This window comes from Stenotrophomonas sp. STEN225 (genome assembly GCF_056756445.1).
Genome location: NZ_JBRRBV010000006.1, coordinates 1 through 20366, shown reverse-complemented (window position 1 = coordinate 20366; position 20366 = coordinate 1). Strand labels below are relative to the sequence as shown.

General features: G+C 66.6%; 17 protein-coding genes. 8 read left to right on the top strand and 9 right to left on the bottom strand.

Annotated features, from left to right (window positions below; genetic code table 11):
• Positions 1–10 precede the first annotated feature (10 nt).
• From ACVOJ1_RS07740 to ACVOJ1_RS07705, 8 genes are all read left to right on the top strand, one after another.
• Positions 11–2722: a TonB-dependent receptor gene (locus ACVOJ1_RS07740; RefSeq protein WP_253118502.1), complete on the top strand. Its 2712-nt coding sequence runs from the start codon at positions 11–13 to the stop codon at positions 2720–2722.
• A 93-nt stretch (positions 2723–2815) separates the two neighbouring features.
• On the top strand, positions 2816–3538 hold the full coding sequence (locus ACVOJ1_RS07735; protein ID WP_053515824.1) for a FadR/GntR family transcriptional regulator: 723 nt from the start codon (positions 2816–2818) through the stop codon (positions 3536–3538).
• Between the two features lie 10 nt (positions 3539–3548).
• Positions 3549–4184: a 2-dehydro-3-deoxy-6-phosphogalactonate aldolase gene (locus ACVOJ1_RS07730; RefSeq protein ID WP_346480261.1), complete on the top strand. Its 636-nt coding sequence runs from the start codon at positions 3549–3551 to the stop codon at positions 4182–4184.
• On the top strand, positions 4181–5329 hold the full coding sequence (gene dgoD / locus ACVOJ1_RS07725; RefSeq protein ID WP_065175640.1) for a galactonate dehydratase: 1149 nt from the start codon (positions 4181–4183) through the stop codon (positions 5327–5329). The genes ACVOJ1_RS07730 and dgoD overlap by 4 nt, the downstream gene beginning before the upstream one ends.
• 5 nt (positions 5330–5334) lie before the next feature.
• Positions 5335–6099, top strand: a complete 765-nt coding sequence (locus ACVOJ1_RS07720) for an SDR family NAD(P)-dependent oxidoreductase (protein ID WP_346480260.1) — start codon at positions 5335–5337, stop codon at positions 6097–6099.
• Positions 6096–7031 (top strand): SMP-30/gluconolactonase/LRE family protein, encoded by a 936-nt coding sequence (locus ACVOJ1_RS07715; protein WP_346480259.1) that lies wholly within the window; start codon positions 6096–6098, stop codon positions 7029–7031. The genes ACVOJ1_RS07720 and ACVOJ1_RS07715 overlap by 4 nt, the downstream gene beginning before the upstream one ends.
• Positions 7028–8587, top strand: a complete 1560-nt coding sequence (locus ACVOJ1_RS07710) for a sodium/sugar symporter (RefSeq protein WP_065182281.1) — start codon at positions 7028–7030, stop codon at positions 8585–8587. Before ACVOJ1_RS07715 ends, ACVOJ1_RS07710 begins: the two co-directional genes overlap by 4 nt.
• Before the next feature lie 5 nt (positions 8588–8592).
• A complete protein-coding gene (locus ACVOJ1_RS07705) occupies positions 8593–9645 on the top strand; it encodes a sialidase family protein (RefSeq protein ID WP_346480258.1) in 1053 nt (350 codons plus the stop codon).
• A 9-nt stretch (positions 9646–9654) separates the two neighbouring features.
• Here ACVOJ1_RS07705 and ACVOJ1_RS07700 read toward each other — a convergent pair whose 3' ends face one another.
• The 9 genes from ACVOJ1_RS07700 to ACVOJ1_RS07660 all read right to left on the bottom strand — a co-directional run bounded on the left by ACVOJ1_RS07700 (position 9655) and on the right by ACVOJ1_RS07660 (position 20243).
• Positions 9655–10077, bottom strand: coding sequence for an H-NS histone family protein (locus ACVOJ1_RS07700; RefSeq protein ID WP_053515935.1), 423 nt, complete (start codon positions 10075–10077; stop codon positions 9655–9657).
• A gap of 77 nt (positions 10078–10154) precedes the next feature.
• Complete coding sequence (locus tag ACVOJ1_RS07695; protein WP_346480257.1) at positions 10155–11636, bottom strand: OprO/OprP family phosphate-selective porin; 1482 nt, start codon at positions 11634–11636, stop codon at positions 10155–10157.
• A gap of 32 nt (positions 11637–11668) precedes the next feature.
• A complete protein-coding gene (locus ACVOJ1_RS07690) occupies positions 11669–12709 on the bottom strand; it encodes an alpha/beta hydrolase (protein ID WP_346480256.1) in 1041 nt (346 codons plus the stop codon).
• Between the two features lie 59 nt (positions 12710–12768).
• On the bottom strand, positions 12769–14028 hold the full coding sequence (locus ACVOJ1_RS07685; RefSeq protein WP_346480332.1) for a serine hydrolase domain-containing protein: 1260 nt from the start codon (positions 14026–14028) through the stop codon (positions 12769–12771).
• Between the two features lie 120 nt (positions 14029–14148).
• Positions 14149–15099, bottom strand: a complete 951-nt coding sequence (locus tag ACVOJ1_RS07680) for a DUF2268 domain-containing putative Zn-dependent protease (protein ID WP_346480255.1) — start codon at positions 15097–15099, stop codon at positions 14149–14151.
• 19 nt (positions 15100–15118) lie between these two features.
• Positions 15119–15802 carry a hypothetical protein gene (locus tag ACVOJ1_RS07675; RefSeq protein ID WP_346480254.1) on the bottom strand — a complete coding sequence of 228 codons (684 nt, stop codon included), beginning with the start codon at positions 15800–15802 and terminating at the stop codon, positions 15119–15121.
• An 11-nt stretch (positions 15803–15813) separates the two neighbouring features.
• Positions 15814–16410: an NADPH-dependent FMN reductase gene (locus tag ACVOJ1_RS07670; protein WP_065182292.1), complete on the bottom strand. Its 597-nt coding sequence runs from the start codon at positions 16408–16410 to the stop codon at positions 15814–15816.
• A gap of 81 nt (positions 16411–16491) precedes the next feature.
• Positions 16492–17715: a hypothetical protein gene (locus ACVOJ1_RS07665; protein WP_346480253.1), complete on the bottom strand. Its 1224-nt coding sequence runs from the start codon at positions 17713–17715 to the stop codon at positions 16492–16494.
• Positions 17712–20243 carry a TcfC E-set like domain-containing protein gene (locus ACVOJ1_RS07660; protein ID WP_253118509.1) on the bottom strand — a complete coding sequence of 844 codons (2532 nt, stop codon included), beginning with the start codon at positions 20241–20243 and terminating at the stop codon, positions 17712–17714. Before ACVOJ1_RS07660 ends, ACVOJ1_RS07665 begins: the two co-directional genes overlap by 4 nt.
• Positions 20244–20366 lie beyond the last annotated feature (123 nt).

Here is a 20366-nt window from a genome sequence, read left to right as displayed (position 1 = left end):
AGATACCGCCATGACCGCTCGTTCTTCCCGCACCGTGCTTTCCCTGGCCATCCTTTCGGCCCTCGCCCTGCCCTGTCTGGTGCAGGCGCAGGAGGCCGGCTCGCAGGAGGCCGTCAACCTGGACACGGTCACCGTGACCGCGCTGCGCCAAAGCCTGCAGACCGCCCAGTCGATCAAGCAGGAGGCGGAGATGGTCGTCGATTCGATCGTTGCCGAAGACATCGGCAAGCTGCCCGACAACAGCGTGGCCGACGCCCTGCAGCGCGTTACCGGCGTGCAGGTGGCGCAGGGCAACCAGGGCGAGACCACCGGGGTGGTGATCCGCGGCCTGCCCAACGTGATCAGCACCCTCAACGGCCGTGAGATCTTCAGCAGCTCCGGCCGCGGCTACGCCTTCCAGAACCTGCCGGCCACCGCCATCAAGAGCCTGAACGTCTACAAGAGCAGCGAGGCGAGCCTGCCACTGGGCGGCATCGCGGGCCTGGTGGACATCCAGCTGCGCCGCCCGCTGGATTTCGATGGTGCGGAGATCGCCGGCACCGTGACCGGTACGCACAGCAAGTACGGTGGCGACATCGATCCCTCCGCCAGCCTGCTGCTGAGCAACCGCTGGGACACCGATGCCGGCGAAATCGGCGCCATGGTCAACTTCGGCTATGTCGGCAAGCGCTATGCGTACGATGCGGTGTGGGGTGACTTCCCGAAGGTCCTGGAGAATCCGGATGGCACGCCGGCGCGTACCGATGACGGCAACCTGATCGCCGCCCCCAATGGCTGGGGCACCAACTACAACCATGGCGACCGCAAGCGCAGTGCGTTCAACTATGCCCTGCAGTGGAAACCCAGCGAACGCACCGAGGTCTATGTCGAGGGCCTCTATGATTTCGTGCGAGACGATTATGACCAGGCGTTCCTGTTCAGTTTCCCGGTCGGGGTGGTGCCGCCGACGGGGCTGCAGGTCGGCGACAACTGCTATGCCAACCGCCTGGACGGGCCGCTCTCCGGCCAGACCATCTGCGACGCCACCGCAGGTACATGGACCGGCGACAGCTATGCCGCCAGCAGCACCCAGGCGCACAAGCAGCGCGGCCAGGACATCCAGAACGCGCTGGGCTTCAAGTGGCGCGGCGACCAGCTGCGGCTGTCCACCGAAGTGGCCCGTACGTCCGGCTACTACCGCGATGAGAACTTCATCATCGACACCTTCCTGGCCGGGCCGATCACCACCGTATGGGACGGCACCTCGGGCAAGCACCAGAACTGGCACCTGGCCGGCAACCCGGCCATGGATCCGTCGCGCTTCTACCTCAATGGCCTGTTCCAGACCTGGGGCGAGTCGCGCGGCGAGGAAAACAGCTGGCGCGGCGACGGAACGTTCGAGTTCCTCGACGGCCCGATCGCCAACCTCCAGTTCGGCCTGCGCTATGCCGACCGTACCGCCAGCGCCAAGGGCAGCGTGGAAATCAGCACGCCGCCGCCAGGCGGTGCCGGTACGGGCAACATCACCGCCTCGCCCAACCCGGCCAACCAGGTGGTGGGGCTGTTCCCGGCCAGCAGCTTCTTCTGCAGCAAGCGCGGCAACTCCGCACTGAGCCAGTCGTTCCTGACGCCCTGCTACGACTACCTGATCGACAACGCCGACGCGCTGCGCCGTTACTACGGTCTGCCGGACGGACTGGCGGCGGAGAATCCCGGCCGCTTCTTCGATATCGAAGAACGCAAGAGCGCCGGCTACCTGCAGGCGAAGTACGACTTCGATCTGGGCGGCCTGCGCGTGGATGGCCTGGTAGGCGTGCGTGCGGAGAAGATCAAGCGTGAACTCAACGCCTTCTCGTTCGACGCGGGCACGGGTGTCTACAGTGCCATCACCCGCAGCACGCAGGACACCAATGCCCTGCCCAACGCGAGCCTGAACCTGCACTTCAACGATGCCTGGCAGCTGCGCGTGCTGGCGGCCAAGACACTGAGCTATCCGGACTTCGGTGCCTTGAACCCGTCGATCTCGCTGAACCCCGGCACCGTCAACCGGGCGGGCGTGGCCAGCAGTGGCAACCCCGACCTGAGCCCGATCAAGTCGACCAACTACGACATGTCGCTGGAGTGGTACTTCTCCCCGGTGGGCTACGTCAGTGCGGGCGTGTTCTATCGTGACATCGATGGCTACATCCAGAACTACATCACCAATGTGGTCATCGCCGGAGAGGACTACGAGCTGTCATCCCCGCAGAGCGCCGGCAGCGGCCATCTGCAGGGTGTCGAGCTGGCCTACCAGCAGACCTTCGACTTCCTGCCCGGCGCCTGGAGCGGCCTGGGTGCGCAGTTCAACTACACCTACATCGAAGGCGATACCAAGTCTCCGGAGTTCCTTGGCGGACCCGTGATCTCGCGGCCGCTGCAGAACGTCTCGAAGAACAACTACAACGCCGTGCTGTTCTACGAGAACTTCGGCCTGAGTGCGCGCCTGGCCTACGGCTACCGCAGCCGGTACATCGATTTCTTCACCCAGCCCACGGTCGCCGGAACGGAGGACCAGGTCGAGCCGGCCAGCTCGCTGGACTTCTCGATCAGCTACGACGTGACCCCGCGCGCCACGGTGGTGTTCTCGGCCACCAACCTGCTGGGCAACAACCTGCACCAGTACTGGGGCAGCGGCAACACGCGGCCGCGCGACATCCGTTACCAGGACAAGACCCTGGGCATGGGCTTCCGGTTCAAGCTCTGATGAGGACGCTCCCCCACATGCCTCACACCCTGCACCCGTCCTTTTGTCGGATAATAGGAGTGACCGCAGCCTGCGGTGCACCAAGCCAAAGGGATGCCTGTGAAACCGATCGAGGTACGCAACCTCTACGACCAAGTGGCCCAGGAGATCGGGCAGCGGATCATCAGCGGCGCACTTCAGCCGGGCGAATTCCTGCCCAGGGAAGAGCTGCTGTCACAGACCTTGTCCGTCAGCCGCTCCGCCCTGCGCGAGGGCCTGAAGGTGCTGGGCTCCAAAGGGCTGATCGAAACCCGGCAGAAAACCGGTTCGCGGGTGCGCGACCCGCGTCACTGGAAGCAGCTGGACAGCGACATCCTGGCGTGGCGCTGCGCGCTGATGCCCACCCAGGACTTCGTGGAAAAGCTGGTGGAGATGCGCGAGGTGATCGAACCGGCGGCCGCGGCTTCCGCAGCCGAGCGGCGTTCGCCCGCGCAGCTGGCCAGGATCAAGAGCGCGTACCAGGCCATGGCCGATGCACCGGACCAGGATGCGTGGGCCAAGGCCGACCTGATGTTCCACGAGAGCGTGCTGGAAGCCACCAACAACGAACTGCTGGCATCCCTGTTCTCGGTCATCGACGCGGCGCTGGGCACCTTCTTCCTGCTCTCGGCGCAGACCGCGCAGGACTTCAAGTACTCGCTGCCGCGCCACTTCGACGTGTACGACGCCATCCGGCAGAAGCAGCCGGACGCGGCGCGCGCCGCCATGCTGGACATGATTGCCGACTCCCGCGCCAATCTGAAGGGCGCGCGGCTGTCCAGAAAACCCCCACGCTGAAGGAAACACCATGAGCACCGCCTGGATGCAACCCCTCCCCTTGGTTGCCATCCTGCGCGGGCTCACCCCGCAGGAAGCGCCCGCCATCGGCGCGGCGCTGGCCGAGGCCGGCTTCCACATCCTGGAAGTCCCGCTGAACTCGCCGCAGCCGCTGCAGAGCATCGAACTGCTCGCAAAGCAGCTCGGCGATCGCTGCCTGATCGGTGCCGGCACCGTCCTGTCCACCACGCAGGTGCAGGACGTGAACAATGCCGGTGGCCGGCTGGTGGTGATGCCGCACGCGGACGTGGAGGTCATCGCCGCCGCCCACGCCAGCGGCATGGTCTGCACGCCTGGCGTGGCGACGCCCACGGAAGCCTTCGCTGCCCTGCGGGCCGGTGCGGATGCACTGAAACTGTTTCCCGCCGAACAACTGCCCCCCCCGGTGCTGAAGGCGTGGTCCAGCGTGCTTCCCGCCGGCACGCCGCTGCTGCCCGTCGGCGGCATCACCCCGCAGCGCATGGCCGCCTACCGCCAGGCAGGTGCCGCCGGCTTCGGTATCGGCTCCGCCCTGTATGCCCCCAAGACCCCCGCGGACGACGTCGCACGCCGCGCGCGTGCGTTCATCGACGCCTGGAACAGAACGAACACGGACTCCCCCGCATGAAGATCACTGCCATCACGACCTACCTGGTGCCCCCGCGCTGGCTGTTCGTCCGCATCGATACGGACGCCGGCATCTGCGGCTGGGGCGAGCCCATCGTCGAAGGACGCGCACACACCGTGGCGGCGGCCGTGGAAGAGCTGTCCGACTATCTGGTCGGCAAGGACCCCCGGCACATCGAAGACCACTGGAACGTGCTCTATCGTGGCGGCTTCTACCGTGGTGGTCCGATCCTGATGAGCGCACTGGCGGGCATCGACCAGGCGCTGTGGGACATCCATGGCAAGGCACTGGGCGTGCCCGTGCATGCCCTGCTGGGCGGCCCCGTGCGCGACCGCATCCGCGTGTACTCATGGATCGGCGGCGATCGGCCGGCCGACACCGCCCGTGCCGCCCGCGACGCCGTGGCACGCGGTTTCACTGCGGTGAAGATGAACGCCACCGAGGAAGTGCAGTTCGTCGATAGCCATGACAAGGTCACGCGGGTACTGGAGAACGTGCAGGCCGTGCGCGATGCGGTGGGCCGCGATGTGGGAGTGGCCGTGGACTTCCATGGCCGCGTGCACAAGCCGATGGCCAAGGTGCTGATGCGCGAGCTGGCGCCCTTCGGGCTGATGTTCATCGAAGAGCCGGTGCTTTCCGAGCACCTGGAAGCCATCCCGGAACTGGCCGCCCTTTCGCCTGCGCCGATCGCGCTGGGCGAACGCCTGTACTCCCGCTTCGACTTCAAGCGCGTACTGCAGACCGGTGGCGTGGACATCCTGCAACCGGATCCATCGCACTCGGGTGGCATCACGGAAACCCGCAAGATCGCGGCCATGGCCGAAGCCTACGACGTCGCCATCGCTCTGCACTGCCCGCTCGGCCCGATCGCGCTGGCGGCCAACCTGCAGCTGGATGCGGTCTGCTACAACGCCTTCATCCAGGAACAGAGCCTGGGCATCCACTACAACGCCAGCAACGATCTGCTGGACTACCTGGTGGACCGCGCGCCCTTCGAGTACAGGGAAGGCTTCGTCAGGATTCCCGACGGCCCGGGGCTGGGCATCGAGATCAACCAGGCTTACGTTGACGAGCGAACCGCCGAAGGCCACCGCTGGCGCAACCCCATCTGGCGCCATGCCGATGGCAGCGTGGCCGAGTGGTGAGCGCCATGACCGATCGGGCACGTTATCCCAGCCTTGAGAACCGCGCGGTGCTGATCACCGGTGGTGCCACCGGCATCGGCGCCGCCTTCGTCGAGCACTTCGCGCGGCAGGGTGCGAAGGTCGTCTTTCTCGACATCGACGACAGCGGCGCCCAAGCACTGCTGGAAAGCCTGGGCGACATTGCGACTGCCCCGCGCTATCTGCATTGCGACATCACCGATATCGAGGCACTCCGGTCCGCCATCGCCCAAGCGCGGATCCTGGCTGGACCGTTCTCGGTGCTGGTCAACAATGCCGCCAACGATGCTCGTCATGCCCTGGCCGACACCGGCATCGCGGACTTTGAACGCAGCATGGCGGTGAACCTGCGCCACCAGTACTTCGCCATCCAGGCGCTGGTGCCGGACATGCGCGCCCTCGGCGGCGGTTCGATCATCTGCCTGGGTTCGACGGGCTGGATGATCAAGAACAGCGGGTATCCGCTGTACGCGGTGGCCAAATCCGCGGTCCACGGCCTGGTCAACGGCCTGGCCCGGGAACTTGGGCAGGACCGCATCCGCATCAATGCGCTTGTACCGGGCTGGGTGATCACCGAGAAGCAGCAGCGGCTGTGGCTGGACGCGGAGGGCGAAGCACAGCTGCGTCGTGCGCAATGCCTGCCGGGCTATCTGCGCGCGGATGACCTGGCGCGCGCCGCCCTGTTCCTGGCCGCCGATGACAGCCGCATGTGTACCGGCCAGGACTTCATCATCGACGGAGGCTGGGTGTGAGCGGGTCCGCCACTGTCGCGGTGCCGGCCGCAAACACCCTGGGCGAAGGCGTGCTGTGGTGTGATCGCGAATCGGTGGTGTACTGGACCGACATCGCGCAGGCGCAGCTGTGGCGCTATCGCCCCGGTGACGGCGCGCTCACCCGCTGGCCGATGCCGGAGCGGCTGGCCGCACTGGCATTGTGCGAAGCCGAAGGCTGGCTGCTGCTGGCGTTGGCGTCGCGGCTGGCATTCTTCCATCCGGCGCGCGGCGAGCTGCGTGACGTGCTTGTGCTGCCCGACACAGGGGCGCGTGTGCGCGCCAATGATGGCGCCTGTGACCGCCAGGGCCGTTTCGTGTTCGGCATGCTGCATGAGCCCACGAACGGTCCGAAGCAGGCCGTCGCACCCTTCTACAGGCTCACCGCCGAGCTCGTGCTCGAGACGCTTCCGCTACCGACTGTGGCGATTGCCAACAGCGTAGCGTTCAGTCCGGACGGCCGCACGATGTACTTCTGCGACTCGCTGCAGAAGCAGATCCTGCGTTGCGATTACGGCGACAGCCCGGGAGCGGTAGCTGTGTTCGCCGATCTGCGGGCCCAGGATGGCGAGCCCGATGGCAGTGTGGTCGATGCCGAAGGCGGACTCTGGAATGCCCGCTGGGGCGGTTCGCGCGTGGTGCGCTACCGGCCCGATGGCCGGCAGGACCGCACGCTTTCCGTCCCGGTCGCGCAGCCCACCCGCCCGGTCTTTGGCGGCAGCATGCTGCGAACGATGTTCATCACCAGCGCACACGACGGCCTGGACGCGACGGCGCGCGCGCGCGACTCCTTCGCCGGCCACCTGTTCGCCACCGACGCCGGCATCGCCGGCGTTCCCGAGCCCCGGTTCGCCGGCAACCCCAATGACGTGCCGCCGTGCCCACAGCGCGGACCCATCGCGGAGCTTCCATGAGCCTTTCCCCCCTGGATATCAGCATCGTGCTGGCCTATCTGGCCGGCATCTTCATCCTCGCGCAGTGGGTTTCCCGCGAGAAGGCCGGCCGGCAGAAGTCGGCCCAGGACTACTTCCTGGCCAGCCGCAGCCTGCCGTGGTGGGCGATCGGTGCCTCGCTCATCGCGGCCAACATCTCGGCCGAACAGATCATCGGCATGTCCGGCTCGGGCTATGCCATCGGCCTGGCCATCGCATCCTATGAATGGATGGCGGCGATCACGCTGCTGATCGTCGGCAAATGGTTCCTGCCGATCTTCCTGCGCAACGGCATCACCACCATGCCGCAGTTCCTGCAGGAGCGCTACGGCAACCGCATCCGCACGCTGATGGCCGTGTTCTGGCTGGGCCTGTACGTATTCGTCAATCTCACCTCGATCCTGTGGCTGGGTTCGATCGCCATTGCCGGCGTGGCAGGCCTCAACCAGGACGTGGCGCTGGTGCTGCTGGGCGCCTTCGCACTGGCCTATCAGCTGTATGGCGGCCTGAAGGCGGTCGCGCTGACCGACATCGTGCAGGTCTCGCTGCTGGTTCTGGGTGGACTGCTGGTCACCTTCATCACGCTGGGCCAGATCGGCAACGGCAGCGTCACCGACGGCTTCATGCAGCTGTGGCAGCAGCATCCCGAACGCTTTGAAATGATCCTCAGCAAGGACAACCCGTTCTACAAGGATCTGCCCGGGCTGTCGGTGTTGCTGGGCGGCATGTGGATCGCCAATCTCAGCTACTGGGGTTTCAACCAGTACATCATCCAGCGCGCACTGGCCGCCAAGGATCTGCGTGAGGCGCAGAAGGGCGTGGTATTCGCTGCGTTCCTGAAACTGCTCATTCCGGCCATCGTGGTGCTGCCCGGCATCGCCGCGGTCATGCTCGCCCCCGGCCTGGAACGCCCGGACGCGGCCTACCCGACGATGCTGGCGCTGCTTCCCAGCGGCATCCTGGGCCTGGTGTTCGCCGCGCTGGTGGCCGCCATCGTTGCGTCGCTGGCATCGAAGATCAATTCCGTCGCCACCATCTTCACGCTCGACTTCTATGCCAAGCGCGCGCCCGATGCCTCGGAAGCCAGGCTGGTGCGTGTCGGCCGGTTCGCGGCGTCCGTCTCGATCATCGTGGCGGTGCTGACCGCGCGCCCACTGCTGGGCGGGTTCGACCAGGGCTTCCAGTACATCCAGGAGTTCACCGGCTTCTTCACCCCCGGCATCGTGGTGATCTTCCTGCTGGGCCTGTTCTGGAAGCGTGCGAACGAAGCCGGTGCGCTGGCTGCGGCGGTCGGCTCCTTCGTACTGTCGCTGGCCCTGAAGCTGCTGTGGCCCTCGCTGCCCTTCATGGACCGCATGGGCGTGGTGTTCCTGGTCACGCTGCTGCTGGGCGTAGGCGTCGCGCTGGGCACCCGCGCCAGTGGCGATCGTGATCGTATCCGCACCGACGATGTGAGCTATGCCACCGCCCCATCGTTCAACATCGCTTCGCTGGCGGTGCTGGCGATCCTGGTGGCCCTCTACGCAACCTACTGGTGACCTCGATGCGCCTGACTGTCCGACACGCATTCGTTCCGCGCAGTGGTGTGCGCTGCCTGGCCCTGCTGGCCCTGACCGGGTTCGCCTCTGTGCTGCACGCAGCGGAGATCACATGGACTGGCACCGCCACCGTGGCCGCCCGCAACGCGGGCTGGGGGCGATTGGCGCAGCTGCCGGATGGCCGCTGGCTGGCAGTGACCACGCGCTTCAATGAAGGGCAGCCGACCACCCTGCAGCTCTCGATCAGCAGTGACCGGGCCCGCAGCTGGGCGCCCTGGTCCGACGTGGCCGAGCCCGGCCGGATGATCGACAACGGCGAACTGCTGGTGCTGCCGGAGGGGCGTGTGCTGCTGGCGATGCGTTCGCTGGTCGAAGGCGTCTCCTACCGGCTGCATCTCTATGCCAGCGACGACCTTGGAGCACACTGGACCTTCCTGAGCACCCTCGCCGGCAACGAGGCACCGAACGGGCGCAAGGACCGCGGCGTGTGGGAGCCGGTGTTGACGCGCCTGGACGACGGCACGCTGTCGGTGGTGTATGCCGATGAAACCCGTGCCGACGAGCATCCGTCCTACAACCAGGTCGTTTCACAGCGCCTGTCCAACGATGGCGGGCGCACCTGGGGACCTGCGATGACGATTGCCGAACAGCCCGGCGGTGGGCAGCTCCGGCCCGGCATGCCCGTCATGGCACGCCGCCCCGTCGGTGGCTACCTGATGGTGTTCGAGACCTGCGGCGATGATCCGCAATGCCCGGTGTCGTACAAGGTCTCGACGGACGGGCGGACCTGGCCGGCCGGCCTCGGTACGCCGCTCGCCGACCAGCGCTGCGGCCCCCACGTCATGACCAGTACGCGCGGGGTGATGTTCGTGACCTCGTGCCTGAACGAAGTCAGCTGGAGCGAGGACAGCGGATCGAGCTGGCGCACGGTGACGCCTCCCGCATGGCCGCTGGGTTTCCGCCATTCCTGGCCCGCCGTGGTCGAGCTCGGCCCTGCGGAGATCGGCGTCGTGAACGTGGTGGACGGCGCAGTGCAGATCCGTTTCGGGAGCTACTAGGGGCGCCCATCACTTCTGCTTGAACACACTCCTGCGCCCGATGACCACATCCTTGCCCGTCGTCGGCCTGGCCAGGCCCGGAATCAGGAAATCGGTCGCGCTGCGACCGTGCCGGGTCTTGTCCGCAAGCCAGCGCGGCATGCGCCCGCGACCGGTCCAGGTATTCCGCCGGTTCTCGGGGTCGCGATATTTGGGTGCGACCTTGCCTGTCTTCCGGCGCCTGCGGGAAGCGCCGCCCGCAGGCACGGACACCGCGCTGGCGCCGGCGAACAGTTCCTCGATTGAATAACCGCATTCTGCGGCGGCGGCGACCAGTTCACGCCTGACGACGGCCGCGGAACGTCGCTGTGCGAGCAGCTGCAGCCGCCGCTCGGCGGCCGCGATGAGTGCCTTCAGCTGCCGCTCGTCCAGCGCCTTGATATCGATATGCATGGCACGCAGCGTGGTGGGGGCGCCGTGACCTGTCAAGGGATGCTCCGCGGGTGCCGCACCCGGATCGCCGACCGGGCTCAGAACGAGACCTGCGCCCGTACGCCGACAGTATTGCCGGAATCCGGCCCCTGGGCATTGCCCACCTTGTTGTCGGTCTTCCAGTGAACGTAGTTCAGCATCAGGCGTGACCAGTTGTTGAGGTACCAGTTGAGCCCGAGCGTCCATGCCGTGCCCTCGCCGCCGCGCGCAGCATCAAGGAAGTCGTAGCGGTCATAGCGGGCCGCCAGCTCGAAGGCGCCGATGCCGCCTTCCTGCACGGGGCGAAGTACGCGCGTGGTACCCCATACGCCGGATCGGCTGCTGAATCCGGGACGCTCGCCGGTGATCAGCCAACCTGCGTAGACCGATGTGGCCTGCTGGTCGACCGGGTCGACCGTGCGCGACTCGATGGTGCGCGTGGTGTGTTCGGCAAAGGCCCACACCGGGCCGTACACCCCGCCCAGTTCCAGGCCCCAGGCGCGGTTGTCGGTGACGTTGGCGATGGAACTGGCCGATACGCGCACGTTGCTGTTCCAGCCCAGTGCGATCGGCGAGGTCTTGTTGATGCTGCCGATGTCCTGGCCGAGATCCTCGTACCAGTACCAGCCGCCCAGGTGCAGGAAGCCGGCCTGGCCACGCAGCGGGTTCCAGTGCGCGCGCAGCAGATACGCAATCGTGTCGCTGGCCGTGCTGTCATTGCCGATATCATCGCCGGTCACCGCGACGCTGGCATGCCAGCCATCGCCGATCACCTTGGTGGTGACGCCCAGTCCGTAGTACCCGCTCTGCTGGGCGCCCACCGAGGCCACGGCATTGCGCTGCATGAAAGGCGTGTTCACTCCACTGGTGCCACCGTCGAGGCCACGGTCCTTGAGCTTGTTGCCCACGTAGATCTCTGTCGGCAGCCCTCCCATCCGCGTGTCCCAGGACAGGTAGGTGTCCTTCAGTGATACCTCGTTGCCAGCAAAGTCCGCATCGATCTTGTAGCCCAGCGGTCCCATCTGTCCCTCTGCACCCAGGCGGCCGCTGGCCAGATCGGTGCCGGTGACGTTGCGCGCGTCGAATCCGGATCCGTGGGTGGTGCTGAAATCCACCAGCACGCGGCCACGGGGATGGAAAGTGAACTGGCCATCACTGCTGCGCAGCTCGGGCCCACCCTTGCGCCAGCGCACATTGCCATCGCCTCCCCCACCAGTCGCGGCAAGCTGGGCCACCTGTGCCTGCAGAATGGCCAGGTCGTCCTGCCGGGTGTCGGCGATTGCGGCGGCTACCTGCGCGTCAACGTTGGCGTCGCTGCCGGGCACTGCGGCAGCGCCCTGCGTTCCCCCTTCCAGCGCAGCCAGGCGTGCGCTCAGCTGCTGCAGCAGGGTTGCCTGTTCGCGCAGCTGTCTGGCCTGCTCCTGCACCTGTGCACGCAACCCGGCTTCGGTATCGCTGGCCGCGGCCAGCACGGAGGGTGACGCCAGCAACAGGCCGCCGCCGGCAGCCGCGGCGAGCGCGGCACGCTTCAGTGAATTCATGGAGTTCTCCCGAATGAAGTACGGTGCGCGGCTCAGTCGCCCGCGCCATCGTCGTCCAGCGCAGGCTGGGGCTGTGGTGCAGCGGCCGGCATCGCCTGGCCACCGTTCGGGGGCAGCCGCGCAGGCGCTGGCCCGAGGTAGCCGTGGCTGCGTGCCCAGTTGGCGAAGAGCCGCGGCCACTGCGCCACCAATGTGCCGGGCCGGCCCAGCCCCCAGCTGTGGCCTCCGGCCTCGAACAGATGCAGCTCCACCGGAATACCCGCTGCATGCGCGGCCTGGTACATCGCCACGCTGTGGCCGACATCCACGATGCGGTCATCCACGGCCTGGGCCAGGAACACCGGCGGCATGTCCTTGCGGATGTGTTCTTCGACCGAATACGCCTGCTGGGCGCCGTCCTGGCTCGCCAGCTCCCGCTTCGACCGGGTCTGGTCCAGCGGCGCACGCATTGAAACGACCGGATAGATCATGCCGAGGAAATCCGGCCGCGCCGACAGCTGGTCGGCCGCATCCACCGGCGCATACAACGGGGCATCGAAGCGCGTGGCGACGATCCCGGCCAGGTTGCCTCCAGCGGAAAAGCCCAACGCGCCGATGCGCTCCGGATCGACCCCCAGGCTGGGAGCCTGTGCGCGCATCAGCCGCATGGCGCGCTGGCCATCCTGGAAGGGCGAGACAGGTGCCCATCCATCGGCAGGCAGCCGGTAGTAGACAACCGCAGCCGTGACCCCCAGCGACTGCAGCCACTGCGCCGTCGGCTTGGCGGCGCTGCCGATCTGGATCCGGAAGTAGCCGCCACCGCCGAAGATCACCACCGCGGAGCCGTTCGGCTTCAGCGGGCGATAGATTTCCATGCGCGCATCGCTGATGCCCGAGACCGCGCCCTTCGCGCTGCCTTCGATCCCGATCCGTTCTGGTCCACGCGCGCGTTGCTGCCAGTGGTTCTGCGGCCACAGCGGAACCACCTCGGGTGCAGGCACCGACGATGCCGCCGGCGCCGCACCCGCAAGCAAGGGATTCAGCAGCAACACAAGCACTGCCAGCCTGCGCAGTCTCCCCATGTACAGACTCATCTCACGCCCCTCCCTTCGGCCTTAACGGGACGAAGTGTGCGTCGAGCCGCGCTGGGCTCCTATAGCCGGATGGGACTAGCTGTGCCGCGTATTTCTGTGTGCACTGCAACATCATCCTGCGCCCCGCCGATGCCCGTGGCGGGCGCAGCCAACGCAGGCATCGACTTCGCCAGGCGAATGATCTCCGTTGGAAACGTGGCGTAATCGTCGACCGGGAAGGCATGGCTTTCCCTGCGCTGGACCAGCCGGACCGCGACGATGCGCTGCTCCGGTACGACCACCAGGTGCTGGCCAAGATATCCATTGGCGGCGTAGGCGCTGACCGGACCACGCTGAGATTGGAAAAGATCGGCGATCTTCAGCCCGCGGCCGGTGATCTCGGTGGCGTACAACGGCTGCCAATCGTCGCCCAGCTGCTGGCTGAGATGCGCCATCAGCGCGGACTTGCTGGCAAAGGTGCTGCCTTCCGCCGCCAGCAGCGCATGCTGAAGCCGGTCAGATACGCCGCGCTCCCGGAGCGTGCGCTGCGCATCATTCCGCAGCGTGTATCGCTCCCATTCCGGCAGCCGCCACCACAGTAGTCCGACGTCCGCAGACTGCGCACTCTCGACGGTCATCAAGGAGATCGCGTGTTCGCTCATCAGGCGCGTTCCGTCCTTGGCCACGCCGCCATCGAGCATCAGCTGACCAATGGCGGCCAGGTCCCGGGCTGACAGGGAGAGCCCGGCCATGCCCAAGGGCGTGCCCGCTTCATCCTTCATCCAGTCGTAGCGCGTGATCCCCAGGGGCCTGAAAAGGCGCGCCTCCAGATAGGCATCCACGGGCTGGCCGGCCAGGCGGGCAATGATGCCCGGCAGAAGATTGGTGGCCTTGTTGTTGTAGGAGAACGCGCTGCCGGGCACGGACGTGATTTCCGCTGCGAGCGCGAGCTGCACGAGATCCGGCGCAGATTCCAGCTCGACCCCCGCGTTGGGAACGTTCTGCAGGCCGGAGGTATGCTCCAGCAACATCCTTACCGTGATGTCCCGCTTCTGGCCCTGGCGCCATTCCGGATAGATCGCACTGACCGGTTCGTCCAGCGACGCAAGCTTCCCGTCATCGAGCAGCAGGCCGATCGCCAGCGCCATGATCGACTTGGTGGCCGACATGAGGTGAATCGGCTCGCTGGTCGAGGCCACATCCAGCAGTGGAACACCGTCCTTCTGGATCAGCACAGCGTCGGAATGGGCAGCACGCCCGTTACGCTCGATATCCGCCAGCACCTCGGCAGGCGACTGCCTGGCCTCGGCGAAAGGACAGTACAGCGTGAACGCCAGCAATACGGACGCCACGTGTCGGATGGCAGACAAGGCAATGCTCCTTCCTGGGACATGCGGTCAGAGTGGCGATGGAGGCAGACCGCCTGCAGTGCCTGAAGTCATGGCTTCAGCACGACCTGCCTACCGCGCCGCGGTACTGCCGGGAACGCACGCCGGCGTCCAACCACTGGCGCTGAACAGCGCCTCTGCGGTTTCGGGCCTTACATCCAGCAGCTCGGCAATGGCCTTCTGCCTGTCGTCGGCGCGGTTGACGTACGCCCGCACGATGCGCTGCCCGACCCAGTAACCCAGATCGCCGCGGCGGGTGTCGTCGCCAGGGCCGTTGTACAGCCACCGCGACAGGTCGGTGCTGTCGCGCTGCGCGACGAATTCCCGTTCCAGGGCGCATTCGCGCCCTGCGGTCCAGCGCTGCAGATGGCTGTTGGCGGGCTGCCCGGAGATCAGTTCACCCACATACTCTGCACCGCCCTCCAGCAGCGTCTGGTACAGCAGCGTAGGCGCCGGCACTTCAACCGCGGCACCGTGCTGTTGCACGTGTACATACTCGTGCGCGATCAGGTGCACGAAGCGTTCCGTCACATCGGCCTGCATCCAGTCCGCGTTGCAGAGTGTCTCCAGGCCGATCACCACGCCGTCCGGCGTGGTCACGCCACCGGTGGTGCCCCGTCCGACGAGGAGGGTGACCGGAGGAAAACGGGCCGACGGCACGATCTCGCCGAGATTCCGCAGCGCACGGGTCACTCCGCTGCGGATGCCCGGCAGTGCCGCAGCACACGTGCGCGCCTTCACATACAGCGCCGGCTTCTGCTGGATTGCATCGGCAAGCCGCTGCATCGAGCCGATACGCAGTTCGCTGAACTGATGCAGCGCATCGCTGCCCGGCTCCAGATAGCGGCGCTGCAGCAACAATGCATCCGGCCTGCCACCGCTGGCGTCCATCACCGCGAAGAAGCGTGTCACATCATCGGTTCGCACGATGGGCGCGCGCGCCCGAGTCTCCGCCTGTGCGGCTGTCGCCAGCAAGGCTATTGCCAGCCCACCGGCGATCCATCTGCAGATGACCGATGCCATCGACCGCCGCGTCCGGCGTCTACTGCGCACCGGCTTCCGGGGCCAGCGTATGCACCACCCTGCCCTGTGCATCGAGGAACTCGATGGCACCATGGCCTTCGGCAGTGACGGTCAGGCGCAGGCGGGTCCGGTCCTGCTTGTCATTCAAGGCGATGGCCGGCGTGCCGTCGGCGCCCACCACCATCTGGATACGCGTCGGAACCTGCACCCCCGGTACCAGCTTGTCGCCCAGTGCGGCATCGCGGATCGGCGGCGGTGCCTGGTTGATCGAGAAGCGGACCTCGCCATCGGGCGATACCCGCCAGCCGATCGCATCCATGGCCGGGTGATCCAGCGCCAGCACGGCCATCCCGCCCTCGATGTCAGCGGTGCCGAACCCGCCGCGCTCACTGCCCTTGTCGTCGTACAGCACCATGCCCGCGACGTTGAACGCGCGCTTGTACTGGATGCCATCGATGATCGGTGCCGGCGTCTGCCCCGACAGCGTCATGCGGATCACGCCCTTGTCATCCACGATGTCGATGCGGCGGGCTGTGATCCGCTCGCTGTCAGGACGTTCGACGCGAGTCTGCGGCGAGCGGTCGACAATCAGCCGCTGCAACTGCTCGGCCGACGGGCGCTTGGTGCTCTCGTCTGACTCGGCCCAGGCATTGCCGGTCAGCATCGCGGCCAGTGCAAGGGCAAGGCATCCAATCGGTTTCATGCGAGTGTGGTTCATGGCGTGCGCTCCCCGCGCAACTGGTGAATCCAGCTCTGGAACCCCTCCAGGAAGCGGTGCAACCGCTTGCGGGTGGCGTCATCGAAGTCATTCGTTGCGGTGTCGAGTGCCGATGCCGCCTCGGCAATGTACAGCTGCGGCGAGGTCATGACGAGTGCCCCCATCGCGGCCAGCGCGTGGCGCAGCTGCGATTGCGCCAGCCGTGTGCCCCACCGCCCCGGGGTGGCGCCCATGATGGCGACCGGCTTGCCGGACAGCACCTCACCCAGCGCGGCATCGTTGCGCGACAGCCAGTCCAGGGTGTTCTTCAACACGCCCGGCAGGGACTGGTTGTATTCGGGCGTGGCGATCAGCACGCCGTCGGCCGCAGCAACCGCAGCACGCAGGCGCATCACGCCGTCCGGACCACCCGCAGCGTCTGCTTCCAGGTCTTCGTTGAACAGCGGAATGTCAGCGATGCTGTCATGGACGGTCAGCGACAGGCCGGCCGGCGCCGAGCCTGTTGCAGCGTCGATCAGGTGCCGGTTGTAACTGTTCCGGCGCAGGCTGCCGGCGAAAGCGAGTACGCGCAGGGGGGCGGAATTGTCAGGCATCAGAGGTTCCCAGGAAGGACCGGATGGAGAGCACTCGTCCGAATGCTCTGCCGATGATGCCAGACACCACACGTCGCAGCGCTATGGATCTGCGTCGAACACCACGGTGACGCTGCCCTGATACGTGGTGCCCGGGTGGTCCAGCATCTTCCGTACCGGCTCGCCGTTCACGGCGAACCGAAGCGTCGACGAACGCCCGATGATGACGGCATCTGCGGTGAATACAGGCGGAGGCTGGTTCACCCGCACCGGCAGATCCACCACCTGGCGGCCGCTCGCGCGATCACGGAAACCCGGCAATGTCAGGCTGACATCCAACGGAACGTCATCGGCATCAACGCTCGTATTGCGGATCCCGCAGCGCCCGTCTGCCTGCAGGTGCTCGCACTGCATCGAGACACTGAACTGGCCGGAACTGCTGATGTGGAACGGAACTTCCTGCTGCAGCCGCGCCGGTGCGATGCCATGGTCGGTCCACTGGCTCCACCCGCCTCTGGGCGCCAGCACCGCGTGATCCATGCCAGGGGCCACATCCAACCGGAACGCGTGGCGCACCTCCAGGCGGAAATGCACGTTCACCAGGCTGTCGGACAGGGATACCCGGTGCCCGAGGTCGAAGTCACTGCCCTGCCCGGTTCCCCCGAACGAGAAGCGGGTCGAACCGGTGTAGATGCCACTGCGCATCTCCAGCGGCGCCGGGGTTTCCAGCGCATAGACGAAATCCAGTGCTGGAATGGCATAGTTGTTGGTGTTCACCCAGTGCAGGCCGCAGGCGACGGCGCCCTGTCCATCGTCGCGGCGCAGGAGCATGCGCATGACAGTATAGGCACTTGATCCTGTCACCCCATACGAGCAGTTGTTCGGTCCGCCGCTGGAGTAGAACCCGCTCGACGCCCCGTCCCTCTCCTCGTCGGTGAACCGCATCGCCGCCCCGATCACCCGCAGGGTAAGGTCGAAGCTGCTGGCGCCATCCTCGGACGTGACGGTCACGATGCGCGGTGCCGGCATCGCGATATAGAAGCCGTCCGGGCCGTAGTCCGCATTGCGGATCACCTCCTTGCTGCCACGGACGGTCGTATCGATGCTCCACCAGTTGTTGGCGATGCAGGTCGCCATATGCGCATTGGCACAGACCCCGCTCCACGGCGTGGTGTTGACGAATCCCCGTTGGTTGGGGTTTGTCAGGTCAGGCTTGAACTCGGCCGTGATGTACACGTCGCCCGCCTGCGCGGCCAGGGCGGGCAGCAGCATCGACACGCCGAGCGTGAGCCGGCGAAGGAAGCGGCACAGCAGATGGAACATCATGGCGCTTCTCCAGCATGGCCGGCCGCAGCCTGTGCGGCCACGGCCGAAGGTGGACATCTGAGGATGCCAGCCATCCACATCTCCCCACGCGGGCGGGTTGTGCGGCCATCCAGCTCGAAACTGCACGTGCTGATGTCCGGATGACGCACCACCAGCGTCGGCATCCGGCTGTTCATCTCCAGGGCGAAGAAGCCATCGGCCTCGGCGACACTGCGCCCGGCATGATTGACCACGTGCGCACCCGCGAGCGGCCGCCCCTGCGAGTCCTGCAGATGGCCCATCACGGTGATCGTGCTGACGACATCGACCTGGTTGTAGGCGATGCCGCCCTTGTTGAGGTGATAGGGCAGCACCGACGGCTGGATCGCGGCGGCCGGCGCATGGTGATCATCGAAGTCGAGCTGGATCGACCCGGGCCTGTAGGCGGACACCGGCAGCAGATTGCGGCCGGGGCGCAGGATATGGGAACCGCCACGGCTGTCGTGGGCACGGATCGTGGCGCCGGCCAGATCCGAACGCACATCGATGATCATGCCGGTGTCAACCATGCTGGCCTGGCCGTCGCCTGCGATCGCCAGGGAGCCTCCGCCCACGGCAAGCGTGCTCTCCAGATTGACGCCCCCGCTCACACCACCGTCCAGCGAAGAGCGCTGCAGATGGAGATCCCCGCGCAGTGCAGCCGACTCGAAGTGGGCGTTGCCGCCCAGGCCGATGCCGGTGCTGTCCACGGTGACCTGCCCGGCGACACTGTGCACGATGCTGTCTGCGAAGCGCTGTTGTACGCCTGCGCTGGCGTAGACGTCACGGCCACCCCGGGCCCCGGTCCGTGAGCCAAGGCTGCCACTGTAGCGGCGCCCATCCTGGCCGAGCGCGATGTTCAAGGTGAACTCCACGCCACGATTGCGTCGCAGGCCCGAGCTGATGCTGCCGGGGCGATCGAAGACCGAGGCCCGCCAGTTGGCGTCACTGCCGAACAGCGTCTGCCGACGGCTGAATGAAAGGTCGAAGCCGGTGCCGCGGCTGATGCCCTGGCTGTGTGAGATCCGGGCCGAGAGCTGGCCATGCCGGCCGAACCCGTGATTGACCCCGACTGCGGAGGTGCGCAACCAGCCCTCGCGCACGGGCGCGCTGGTGTACCCGGGAAACGGCGGAGGCTCGATGAGGTCGCCCTGCGCCTGCCAGCTCCGCGTATGTGAAGCGATCACGCTGCCATTGCGGTAGCGCAGCAGGCCCTGCAGGTCCACGCCCTTGCCGGTCCGGTTGGAGGTATAGGCATTCGTGTAGAGATTGGCCCAGTCATTGACCTGCCAGTCGACTGAACCGGCAAGCGAGCGCTCGTCCCCGATGGATTGCACGGCAACGCCGAGCACCGCACGCGGATGCGCAAGATAGTTGACCACGCCGCCCACGGCAGGCCGGCCCGCGCCGGGATCATCGAAGCTGTCCAGCAGGCTGTCCTGCACGCCGGCAAAGGCACTGTAGCGCCAACGCCGGCTGGGATCGCGCCACTGGGTGGGTTTGTGGATGATGGATGTCGTGCGTGACGTCTCGCGTCCGTCCTCCATCACACGCAGTTCCACTTCATAGATGCCGCCAGGCAGACGTCGCGTCTCCACCTGCTGAAGCCCCGGACGGACCGCCTGGGTCAGGATCAGGCTGCCGTCACGGTAGACCTCGACGCTGCCCTCGCGGTTGGCAGTCACGTATACCGGGTACAGGCTGGGCGAACGACTGTCCACCAGCAGCGTATCGGACGAACCGGCCATCACCCCGAAGGTGGTGAAACGGGTACGTCCTGCGCCACGGGGCTGCCGTGTAACGCCGTCGAAATTCGGGAGGAACCATCCTGCACGCAGGAAATGGTCCTTGAACTCACGCTGCGCGTGCAGTGACTGCAGGACATGGCGGACGCGACGATCATCCTCGCCGCTGCGGTCCGCCTGGTAGCTGGCGTCCAGTGTCCAGTTGCCGACGCTGCCCTGTGCGGCGAGCGCGTAGCGACCGGCAGCCCGCTGGCCCTCCCCGCCATAGGCATTCAACTGGTGGCGCAGGATCAGGCCACTGCTGCCGGAATCAGGCAGCGACAGGTGGCGCTGCACCGCCAACGCCTGGCCGGCCGCTTCGGAGGCGATCGAAAGCAGGGAGCTCTCGAGGCTGTAGTGCAGGCCGGCGAGCCCATCGCGGCACGGCTTGGTGCACGGGCCGAGGGCATGAGGGGAGCCCAGCACGGCCAGCCAACGCTCGCGCTCGCTCTCGGGCTGGGTGCTGCCGTGCGCGTCGGTGAACTCCAGCAACGATACCGCGTTGTCGCGGGTAAGCACGGCGCGCGCGTCACCCAGGTACTCGCCGTCCCGTTCTACCCGGACCACCAGCGGCACATCGAAGAAGTGATCGCGGAAGTCATCCGGCAGGGCATCGGACTGCTCCAGCAGATTCAGTGTGTCCAGCGCGCCCTCGGCAGCCAGCACGGCAGGCGCGGTGCAGAACAGCGCGAGGGTAATGGCGAGAGGGAGGGTGCGCGGAGACATGATGGCTTCTTGTTGAGTCAGAATGAGGCGCGGGCCCCCGCGCCCCGGGGGGGCGGGCGCGCCCCGGCCTGACCGGGCGGGGGGGACGGCGCACCGGGTTTAGAACAAAAAGAAACAGAGGCG